Origin of the sequence: Marinobacterium weihaiense (genome assembly GCF_019061305.1) — a bacterium.
GTDB lineage: Bacteria > Pseudomonadota > Gammaproteobacteria > Pseudomonadales > Balneatricaceae > Marinobacterium > Marinobacterium weihaiense.
Genome location: NZ_JAHQZT010000006.1, coordinates 192,575 through 202,970, shown reverse-complemented (window position 1 = coordinate 202,970; position 10,396 = coordinate 192,575). Strand labels below are relative to the sequence as shown.

At 59.2% G+C, this 10,396-nt stretch carries 10 protein-coding genes and 1 tRNA gene; 6 read left to right on the top strand and 5 right to left on the bottom strand.

Annotated elements, in window-relative coordinates; translation table 11 throughout:
* A tRNA-Gly gene (locus KTN04_RS06750) sits at positions 1-76 on the top strand.
* A gap of 420 nt (positions 77-496) precedes the next feature.
* On the opposite strand, the gene KTN04_RS06745 is transcribed toward KTN04_RS06750, so the two are convergent.
* On the bottom strand, positions 497-907 hold the full coding sequence (locus KTN04_RS06745; RefSeq protein WP_217334452.1) for a PA2817 family protein: 411 nt from the start codon (positions 905-907) through the stop codon (positions 497-499).
* Between the two features lie 173 nt (positions 908-1,080).
* On the opposite strand from KTN04_RS06745, the gene KTN04_RS06740 reads away from it, so the two are divergent.
* The 5 genes from KTN04_RS06740 (at position 1,081) to KTN04_RS06720 (ending at position 4,881) form a co-directional block, all read left to right on the top strand.
* On the top strand, positions 1,081-2,013 hold the full coding sequence (locus KTN04_RS06740; protein ID WP_217334451.1) for an ABC transporter ATP-binding protein: 933 nt from the start codon (positions 1,081-1,083) through the stop codon (positions 2,011-2,013).
* Entirely contained in the window at positions 2,010-2,783 is a 774-nt protein-coding gene (locus KTN04_RS06735; protein WP_217334450.1) for an ABC transporter permease, read from the top strand. Before KTN04_RS06740 ends, KTN04_RS06735 begins: the two co-directional genes overlap by 4 nt.
* Complete coding sequence (queF, locus tag KTN04_RS06730) at positions 2,780-3,604, top strand: NADPH-dependent 7-cyano-7-deazaguanine reductase QueF (RefSeq protein WP_217334449.1); 825 nt, start codon at positions 2,780-2,782, stop codon at positions 3,602-3,604. The genes KTN04_RS06735 and queF overlap by 4 nt, the downstream gene beginning before the upstream one ends.
* 48 nt (positions 3,605-3,652) lie before the next feature.
* A complete protein-coding gene (locus tag KTN04_RS06725; protein ID WP_217334448.1) occupies positions 3,653-4,207 on the top strand; it encodes a nitroreductase family protein in 555 nt (184 codons plus the stop codon).
* Between the two features lie 224 nt (positions 4,208-4,431).
* Entirely contained in the window at positions 4,432-4,881 is a 450-nt protein-coding gene (locus tag KTN04_RS06720) for a YiiD C-terminal domain-containing protein (RefSeq protein ID WP_217334447.1), read from the top strand.
* A gap of 142 nt (positions 4,882-5,023) precedes the next feature.
* Here the strand turns inward: KTN04_RS06720 and KTN04_RS06715 are convergent, their stop codons facing one another.
* The 4 genes from KTN04_RS06715 to KTN04_RS06700 form a co-directional block, all read right to left on the bottom strand.
* Positions 5,024-6,715, bottom strand: coding sequence for an ABC transporter permease (locus KTN04_RS06715; RefSeq protein ID WP_217334446.1), 1,692 nt, complete (start codon positions 6,713-6,715; stop codon positions 5,024-5,026).
* A gap of 78 nt (positions 6,716-6,793) precedes the next feature.
* Complete coding sequence (locus tag KTN04_RS06710; protein WP_217334445.1) at positions 6,794-7,819, bottom strand: Fe(3+) ABC transporter substrate-binding protein; 1,026 nt, start codon at positions 7,817-7,819, stop codon at positions 6,794-6,796.
* A 199-nt stretch (positions 7,820-8,018) separates the two neighbouring features.
* Positions 8,019-8,738 (bottom strand): 16S rRNA (uracil(1498)-N(3))-methyltransferase, encoded by a 720-nt coding sequence (locus KTN04_RS06705; protein ID WP_217334444.1) that lies wholly within the window; start codon positions 8,736-8,738, stop codon positions 8,019-8,021.
* Positions 8,739-9,117: 379 nt separating this feature from the next.
* A complete protein-coding gene (locus tag KTN04_RS06700) occupies positions 9,118-10,371 on the bottom strand; it encodes a YeeE/YedE family protein (RefSeq protein WP_217334443.1) in 1,254 nt (417 codons plus the stop codon).
* Between the last annotated feature and the right edge of the window lie 25 nt (positions 10,372-10,396).

Below are 10,396 nucleotides of genomic sequence, written 5' to 3'. Positions count from 1 at the left end.
GCGGGAATAGCTCAGTTGGTAGAGCACGACCTTGCCAAGGTCGGGGTCGCGAGTTCGAGTCTCGTTTCCCGCTCCAAATTTACTATCAGTAAAACGCCATTTCATTGTCTTATCTTAGGCGACCCAACTCTTTATGCCGGGCTCGCGATCGATACGTCGAACCATTTGAGTCTCGTTTCCCGCTCCGGTCTTTCTATACCGTACCCCTCAAGATTCAATTCTTCCGGCCATATGGCTTTTTGTTTTCGATGATCTGTCTGGAATAGTCAGACCGAATAAACCGCTACCATATCCTGTTTCACGCCTGTTTTTTGCCGTCGGCCATGGTCTGTTGTGTCACGCTTATGGACGCGCTGTGTTCGGGGCGAGAGTTATAGGTCGTTACCGTGCCGTATTCTCCTGTTTCGGGTAAGGCTGTGTTGCGATGGGCTGGAGGACGCGGGGAATATGCGCAGGGGGCCGTAAGTCGGTTTGGCGCGACCCCCTGTGTCGGTGATCAGTGCAGGATGTCAGAGCCGGGCTCGAAAATGGCCTGGCGTAGCTGCAGGTAGTCGATATCGCTCTGCTGGGTCTGTGCCTCGGCCAGCGCTTCATCCAGGCGCTGGAACTGTGCGATTTCCTCGTCACTCATGAAGTGCAGACACTCGCCACCAAATAGCCAGAACAGGTCGCGTGCTACCAGAGGTACAAGTTGCGGGTATGCGCGTACCAGGCGCACTATCAAGTCCTGGCCATCGCTGAAAGCGTCAGGTTGATGCTGCTCATAGGCGTTTACCACCGAGGCAAACAGGTCCAGAAATTCCAGGTTAACCGGGTCGGCATCCTCGCCCTTGAAGTCGGCCTGCTGCAGCAGGTTGTTGTAGGCGATTTTCAGCAGGTTGAGGTGAAAGGCATGGGAATCGGTCACGCGGTGCTCCAGAGGCTTGCAGGTATCATCAGGGCCATTCGGGCAGGAACCCGAACGGCAGAACGGGTACAATGGGGCGCTTGGGTTGAATTTTCAAGTTTCAGCCACATCTATCAACCCATTTCACGGTCTAGGTCGCGGGTGTCGACACCCAACAGATACAAAGGCAGGACATGACAACAGCTTTATCGATACAGGATCTGCGCAAGGTCTACGGCAATGGTTTCGAGGCTCTCAAGGGCATCTCGCTGGAAGTGGAACAGGGCGATTTCTTTGCGCTGCTCGGCCCCAACGGGGCGGGCAAGTCAACCACGCTGGGGATCGTCTCTTCGCTGGTCAACAAGAGCAGCGGCAAGGTCTGCGTGTTCGGGCATGACATTGATACCCAGTTGGCGCAAGCCAAGCAGTGCCTGGGTGTCGTGCCCCAGGAGTTCAACTTCAATCCTTTTGAAAAAGTGCTGGATATCGTGGTGACCCAGGCGGGCTATTACGGCATCAAGCGCAAGCAGGCGACCGAGCGCGCCGAGCATTACCTGCGCAAGCTGGGGTTATGGGATAAGCGCAACGAGCGTGCGCGCATGCTTTCTGGCGGCATGAAACGCCGCCTGATGATCGCTCGGGCGCTGGTACACGAGCCCAAGTTGCTGATTCTGGATGAGCCCACGGCCGGGGTGGATATAGAGCTGCGCCGTTCCATGTGGGATTTCCTCACCGAGATCAATGCGGCCGGGACCACCATCATCCTGACCACGCATTATCTGGAAGAGGCGGAAAGCCTGTGCCGCAACATCGCCATCATTGATCATGGCACCATCATTCAGAACACCAGCATCAAGGCCCTGCTGCAGCAGCTGGATACGGAAACCTTCATTCTTGACCTGGAAGGGGATTTCGCTGAGCTGCCTCGGCTGGACGGTTATGTCATTCGTGCCCGCGATGCGCACACGCTGGAAGTGGACGTGCCCAAGTCATCGGGTCTGAATGCGCTGTTTCAGCATCTGCAGGCACTGGGCCTTGAGGTGACCAGCATGCGCAACAAGGCCAACCGCCTGGAAGAGCTGTTTGTGTCGCTGGTCGACAAGAATTTGAAACAGGAGAGTACATGAACACCCGGTTGCTCTGGACCGCTTTTGTCACCATCGTCGTCAAGGAGATCCGCCGTTTCACCCGTATCTGGGTGCAAACGCTGCTGCCACCGGCGATTACCATGACGCTGTACTTCATTATCTTCGGCAACCTGATCGGCTCGCGGATCGGGGATATGGGTGGCTTCGATTACATGGAGTACATCGTGCCGGGGCTGATCATGATGTCGGTGATCACCAATTCTTACGGCAACGTGGTGTCCTCCTTTTTCGGTACCAAGTTCCAGCGCAATATAGAGGAGCTGCTGGTGTCGCCGGTGCCCAACTGGATCATTCTGGCCGGTTATGTCATTGGCGGAGCTTCTCGCGGCTTGATAGTCGGCTTTATCGTGACGCTGCTGTCGCTGTTTTTTACCGATCTGCAGATTCATCATCTTCTGATCACCATTGGCGTGGTTATCCTGACCGCCATCTTGTTTGCGCTGGGAGGCTTCATCAACGCGGTCTATGCCAGGACCTTTGATGATATTGCCATCGTGCCGACCTTCATTTTGACACCGCTGACCTATCTGGGGGGCGTGTTTTACAGCATTCAGCTGCTGCCGGATTTCTGGCAGGGCGTGTCTCAGCTCAACCCTATACTGTATATGGTAAACAGCTTCCGCTATGGCATTCTCGGTGTCAGCGATATCAACATCGGCTTTGCGTTCGCCATGATCATCGGCTTTATCGTGCTGCTGGGCGGCTTTGCCATGTATCTGCTCAGAACCGGCAAGGGGATTCGTGAATGAGTGAACATCATCAGGTTAAGGCGTCTCCGCTGGGGCAGGAGACGGTCTACGTCAACGAGTATGATCCGGCGCTGCTGTATCCGATTGCGCGTGATCTCAACTGGGAAGCCAAGGGCGTCAAGCGTAGTTCATTGCCGTTTCGCGGGCTGGATATCTGGAACGCCTATGAGGTGTCCTGGCTGGACCAGGGCGGCAAGCCGGTGGTGCGCATTGCCGAATTTCGTATTCCGGCAGTGTCGCCCAACATCATCGAATCCAAATCCTTCAAGCTCTACCTGAATTCGTTCAACCTCAGCCGCTTTGCCTCCGAAGCCGAGGTCAAGGGACTGATGCGGCAGGATTTGAGCGCGGCAGCCGGTGCGCCGGTCGAGGTGATCCTGACGCCGCTGACGGCGCCGGTCGAGGTGGTTCAACTCAAGGGGCGCTGTCTGGATGAGCTACCGTTGCAGGTGGAACACTACACACCGGCACCGGAGTTGTTGCAGGCAGGCGGCATGATGCAGGATGAAACCCTGGTCAGTCATCTACTCAAGTCTAACTGTCCGGTCACTGGGCAGCCGGACTGGGCCAGTGTGCAGATCCGTTACAAGGGGCCGCAGATTGACCACAAGGGGTTGTTGGCCTACCTGATCTCGTACCGTGAGCATGGCGATTTCCATGAGCAGTGTGTCGAAAATATCTTCATGGATATCTGGCAGCGCTGCCGGCCGCAGAAACTGAGTGTCTATGCGCGCTATGTTCGCCGTGGCGGTCTGGATATCAACCCCTACCGCTCCAGCATCAACGATGTGCCGCAGAACCTGCGCCTGTCGCGCCAATAACCCCGGCGGCAGCCATGGCGCTGCCTGCCATCAACCGCGAGGAACACCATGGAAGCTCTCGATGCCCTGATCAACCGCGTCTCCTGTCCGCGTCTTGAGGCGCCGGCACCGACTCCGGAGCAGCTGGAAGCGCTGCTGCGGGCGGCCGTACGTGCCCCCGACCACGGTGCCTTGCGCCCCTGGCGCTTCATCGTTGCCGAGGGGGCGGGGCTGGAGCGTCTGGGCCGGTTGTATGCCGAGGCGGCGCTTCAGGATAACCCCGAACTGGCACCGGCGCGCCATGAAAAATACTGCAACATGCCCCTGCGTGCGCCCATGGTGATTACTGTCGTGGCCGTGATCCGTGACCATCCCAAGGTGCCTGTTAGCGAACAGCTGGTTGCCGCCGGCTGTGCTGCCCATGGCATTATTCAGGCTGCCTACGCGCAGGGTCTGGGTGCCATGTGGCGTACCGGCGAGATGGCTTATCACCCCCATGTACATCAGGGCCTGGGTCTGGGGGAAGGCGAGACAATTGTCGGTTATATCTACCTGGGACAGCCCGGTCGTGAGCGTGAAGCGCCGCAGCTGGAACTTGATGCCTTCGTAACCCGCTGGGATTGATGGGCTTGAATGGGCTTGGATGAGCGTGCGTGGCGTGCATGTTCGTAGCTGGACATGAGCACGACCTGGTGGATCCTGGTCTGAAAAGCTGGCCGCTGGTGCTGCCAGCGTGCGAAAACGGTCGGCGCGGGAGCGCACTCCGCGTTCGGGTGTCAGGTGCCCATTCACCAAACCGGCCCTGATGCTGACAACTACCTGCTGCTGACAACTACAAGGATAGCATCATGACAACAGACACCCATGACTTTCTCGATTGGCTCAAAACACAGATCCCCCTGCTGGAGCACCTGGGGATCGAACGCCTGGACTGGGACGGCCAGGCGCTGGAAGTTCCGACGCCGCTGGCCCCCAATGTCAACGACAAGGGGACCGGGTTTGGCGGCTCGCAGGCCGCCATCGCCACGGTCGCCGGCTGGTGTCTCACCACTCTGTGTTTGAAGGAGCGTGGTCTGGTGTGCGATGTGGTGATTGCCGACAGTCACCTCAAGTACCTGAAACCGGTAACGGACGACTTTGTCACGCGGGTCAGCCTTGACGAAGCTGCCCGGGCGGATGAGCTGGCCGAGCGGGTGCGTGAACGCGGCAAGGCCAAGCTGGCGCTAACCGTCGAGGTGATCTGCAAGGAACAGGTGTGCATGCGCCTGGAGGGGATCTACGTCGCCATTCGGCGCTAGACCTGAGAGTTGACCGGGCCTGTACGTCCACAGGGCAGACTGCAGTAAGGGCCTTGATTCGTGCGGTTGGGCACCCCGCAGGGGCTGGTGAGGAGTCGTGTGAGTGCACTCTGTGCGCGAATGAGGGCCCGAAATCATCAATCTACTCGCTCTGGCGCGTCGACGTGATGGTGCGGCTCAGCAGAATCACCGGCACGATGCCCACCAGCACGATCAGCAGGGCCGCCAGCGCACTGGTTTCCAGCATCTCATCCGACGCATACTGGTACACATAGGTGGCCAGGGTATCGTAATTGAACGGGCGCAGGATCAAGGTGGCCGGCAATTCCTTCATGGCATCCACGAAAACCACCAGTACGGCCGTCAGCAGGCCGCCACGAATCAGCGGCAGGTGCACACGGCGCAGGGTCTGCAGCGGATTCAGCCCCAGCGAGCGCGATGCCATGTCCATGCTCGGCGTGACCTTGGCCAGCGAGGATTCCACACTGCCGGTGGACACGGCCAGGAAGCGCACACAATAGGCAAAGACAATGGCAAAGGGCGTGCCGCTGAGCAGCAGCCCGGTGCTGATGTTGAATTGCTCGCGCATGAAGGCATCGATACTGTTGTCAAATGTGGCCAGCGGGATGATGACGCCGATGGCGAGCACGGCGCCAGGCAGGGCATAGCCCAGGCTGCTGAAGCGGGTGGCCAGGGTCAGTGACTTGAACCCCGGATAGAGTCGCTTGCTGTAGGCCAGCACGACCGCCACTGCTACCGTCAGTACGGCCGCCAGCGCCGACAGGGTGAAGCTGTGGCTGGCATGGGCCAGGAAGTCGGCTTCGGCAAATTGGTCCAGGCGGGGCAGGGCATAGCTGCCCAGGACCAGAAACGGGATCAGAAAGCCGAGCAGGACCGGGAGCGCACAGGCTGTGGTGGCCAGCAGTGCCTTCAGCGGCGACAGTGAATAGCGGTCGATGCTGCGAAAGCGATCGCTGGCGTTGAACTGCTTCTGGCGCGAGCGAGCAATGCGCTCCAGGCTGATCAGCAGAATTACGAATACCATCATCAAGGTTGCGATCTGGGCCGCGGCACCGATGTTGCCCATGTTAAGCCAGGCATCGTAGATCCCGGCCGACAGGCTCTTCACTGCAAAGTAGTCCACCGTGCCAAAGTCGTTCAGCGTTTCCATGGAGACCAGCGACAGGCCGACGGCAACCGCCGGGCGGGCGATCGGCAGGGAGACGCGGTAAAAGCTCTGCAGCGGCGTGCAGCCGAAGATGCGACTGGCGTCGCGAATGCTCATCGACTGTTCCAGAAAGCTGGCCCGCGACAGCAAGTAGACATAGGGGTAAAGTACCAGCGTCAGCATGCTGATAGCGCCGCCGAGACTGCGAATCTCCGGGAACCAGTAATCACGCGCCGTCTGCCAGCCAAACAGTTCGCGCAGAAAACTCTGCAGCGGCCCGGCATACTCCAGCAGATCGGTATACAGGTAGGCGATCAGGTAGGCCGGCATGGCAAAGGGTAGCAGCAGCGCCCATTCGAACAGCCGTCGCCCGGGGAAATTGCACATGGTCACCAGCCAGGCGGTGCTGACCCCGATGACCACGGATAGGCCACCCACGCCGGCTAGCAGCAGCAGCGTTGTGCGGATATAGACTGGCAGCACAGTGTCGGCCAGGTGCGGCCAGATGTTCTCGGTGGGAAAAAGGGCCAGCCAGAACACGGCCAGCACCGGTAACATCACCAGAATGGCGCTGCCCCAGGCAACCGAGTACCAGCCGGGCATGAAGCGTCTCGGCTTGCGGGTATCGATCAGTGGTGCGGCAGCGGTAGCGGTGATATCAGTCATAAGTCGGTAACACGCACAAAAACGGTAGCCGGGAAGACTACCGTTTCAGCGCGCAAGTGTCGATTATTCAACCGCAAATCAGTTATCGAAACCGACCTTGTCGACCAGGCGGGAAGCTTCAGCGCGGTGCTTGACTACATCGCCCAAATTGACCTCATCGGCCTTGAATTCGCCCATGTGCTCTTTCAGCAGATCAGACCATTCGATGCCTTCACGCACCGGGAACTCGTAGTTCACTTCCGCGTACATCTGCTGTGCCTTTTCGCTGGTCAGAAATTCAATCAGCTTGATGGCCGCGTCCGGGTGCGGCGCGTGCTTGGCCAGTGCGGCACCCGAGATGCTCATGTGCGCACCACGGTCATCCTGGTTCGGGAATACCAGGTTAACGGACTTGGCCCACTCGACCTGCTCCGGCTCCTTGGTGTTGGTCAGCATCTTGCCATAGTAGTAGGTATTGCCCAGTGCCAGGTCACACTGACCTTCTTTCACGGCCTTGACCTGTGCACGGTCGTTGCCCTGGGGGCGACGCGCCAGGTTCTCCTTGACAGCGGCCAGCCATTGCTCGGCCTGCTCGGCACCGTCGTGTTCGATGATGGAACCGATCAGGGACAGGTTGTAAGAGTGCTTGCCGCTGCGGGTACAGATACGGCCTTTCCATTTCGGGTCGGCCAGGTCTTCATAGGACTGGATCTCGCCCGGCTCTACACGATCCTTGGATGCGTAGATGATACGCGAGCGCGCGGTCAAGCCGACCCATTTGTCTTCCTTGGAGCGGTAGTGTGCTGGCACGTTGGCGTCGACGATATCGCTGTTGATGGTCCCGACCAGGTCACGTTCGACGGCATCGTGCAGCGGGCCGACATCGGAGGTCAGGATCACATCTGCCGGCGAGTTGGCACCTTCGTGCTCCAGGCGTTCCAGCAGGCCTTTCTTGGAGAAGATCACGTTAGCCTTGATGCCGGTTTCAGCGGTGAAGGCTTCCAGCAGAGGCTTGATAAGGAATTCCTGACGGTAGGAGTAGATATTCACTTCGTCAGCCGCCTGAGCCACGCTGCCCAGTGTTGAAAGTGCCAAGCCTGCCAGTAATGCTTTTTTTGCGGTCATCCTGTGTCTCCAATGCAGCCGGAAGTTGCCGGCATGAAGTCGAAAAGGGCTTAAAAACTTAATGCGAATTGTTATCAGTTTTGGTTCGCATGTCAATGGTATTGAGTATGATTCTTGTTTTCGGCTTATAGCAATGCATTATATGAGGTTATTGTTCGGCAATACCATTGCGCCAGATCAGTCGGAGCGAGCCTTGGGGTCAAAACGTCAAGGGGAACAGGCGTGACAGCAGCACCGGCACGGCCGTTTCCACTCTCAGGATGCGCGGCCCCAGATGAATGGGGTCAAGGCCTGCTGCCTGCAGCTTTTCGACCTCATACGGAATAAAGCCGCCTTCCGGGCCAATGGCAAGGGTGGTGGGGGCGGCCGAGGGTGCCGGGCAGGGCGCCGCCTGATAGGGGTGAGCGACAAGTGCGCGGGTGTGGCGGGCAATGGCCGGCAGTTCGTCCTCGACAAACGGCTTGAAGCGCTTGCGCAGATGCACCCGGGGCAGGCGTGTGTCCCCGGCCTGTTCCAGCCCCAGCAGCAGGTGCTCAAGGGTCTTTTCCGGTCGCAGGATCGGGGTGGACCAGTAGCTCTTGTCGACGCGATAGGAGTTGATCAGCCACAGATCCTTGACCCCGAGCGTGGCCAGTGTTTCCAACGTGCGCTTGAGCATCTTGGGCCGAGGTAGTGCCATCACCAGGGACAGGGGCAGGGGCGGAGGCGGTGCCTGGTTGAGCCGGATGCGCAGCTCGATCCAGTCATCGGTCATGGCCGTAACCCGGCCCTGGCCAATCAGGCCGTTCAGCACCCCGACCTTGAAGGTTTCCCCGACGGCCGCCTGGTGCACGCTACGCATGTGTTGAAAGCGACGGTCCCCAATGCGGACAAGGTGCGGGTCGATAAAGTCGGAGGTGTAGAGCAGGATCAGGTTCACGGTCGCATCCAGACAGTTCAAAACGTGGATCATACCACTGCCTGAATGGCGGTCAGAAACCGGGTACGTTTCCCTTGTGCTGATACCAGCGCAGGCGTATCAGTTGGCACACTCCTCTTTGCTGAGCACACCGTTCCAGTAGTGGATGCGGATGGTTCGACCGACCCCAGAGAGTAGCAGCCAGCGGATCAGAACATACTGTAGTGCGGGTATCACAACGGCTCCTTGTTATCGATGACCACGACCGGCGTCATCATGCGCCATCATCGGTCTCCGCGGCAAGAGGCAAGGTGTTGTTACAGTCAGGGATGGTAGCGAGCGCAAAAGAAAAGCCCGGCAGTGCGGCATGCACCACCGGGCTTGTATCGACCGTGACGGCTCAGGCCTGTTGCAGTCGCTTGCCGGTCATGTTGCCAAGTACGCCACCGGCAACCATGAACACCAGGAAAATCCAGCCGGACAGGGAGAAGTTGGCGATCGGGGTGAACAGGGCACCCACGTTGCAGCCGTTGGCGAAACGGGTACCCAGGCCCATGGCCAGACCGGCAATGATCAGCAGCACGGCTTCCTTCAAGCCCAGGCGCATCTTGGATATGCCACTGAAAAAGCGTCCGGCCAGTAGCAGAGACACCACCGAACCGAGCATGATGCCGATATTCTGCACGTTAACCGGGTGGCTGAAAAACGGCATGGTGAAGGCCTGCACCGGGCGATGGGTGAATTCGGCGATGGCCGCCGGGTCGGCACCGAAGGCGATCAGCAGACGGCCGAACCAGAGTCCGAACGGCGTAGACGCCCCCCAGCCGGCGCCGGTCACGCCCATCAACAGGGTGAACAACACCACGATGACGGCAATGCCGGTGGTCATCGACCAGCGTGACACGAACAAGGCCTCATAGGTTTGGCGGCTGAAGAAGGGGTGTTCGCCCAGGTTGTGCGGCTTCTGCTCGGCCTGTGCATGTTCGGCCGCTACGCCGATGTACGTGTCGTTGCGACGGCGACGCTGCTCGTAGCGGTGTGCCAGCCAGCTGACCAGTGCGGCCAGTGCAGCGGTGAGTACAATGGCGCCGAAATAGCCCTTCATCGGGTCATTGGGGAACAGGTCCGGCAGGTAGACGCCCTGATTGGCATAGGTCGGGGTGGAGATCAGCGTGTCGGTAATCCAGGGCTGGGTGGCCTGCAGCGGGAATCCCAGGAAAACCCCGGCGCCGAAACAGGTCAGGATCAGGGCCGGGCGTGTCAGGTTGCTGGAGAAATAGGTCAGCACACCGGAGGCGCAGCAGCTGGCGAAGGACATGCCGAACCCGAACAGGACGCCGCCGATGATCAGGCCGGCATTGATCGGGTTGACCCACAGATTCAAATCCCGCGGATTTTGATTGTACAGAAAGGCGGTAGACGCCACGGCGGTCGCCACGAACATCAGCATCAGGGCACGCATCAGCTTGGTGGAGCCGGCGCGGTAGGCGCGGTTGACGCTGCCGGCAAAGCCCAGCGCGGCACGGGTCAGGGCGTAGCCAAAGCCCAGGCCGACCAGCAGGCGGAAGAAAATGTCGGAATCCAGCGCGAGTCCGCCGGCGGTCAGAATCAGAGCGAGGAGAGCAAAGCCGCTCAGGTTTTCAGTCTTGTTCATTGCATCGTCCGGGTTGGGGGCCGTC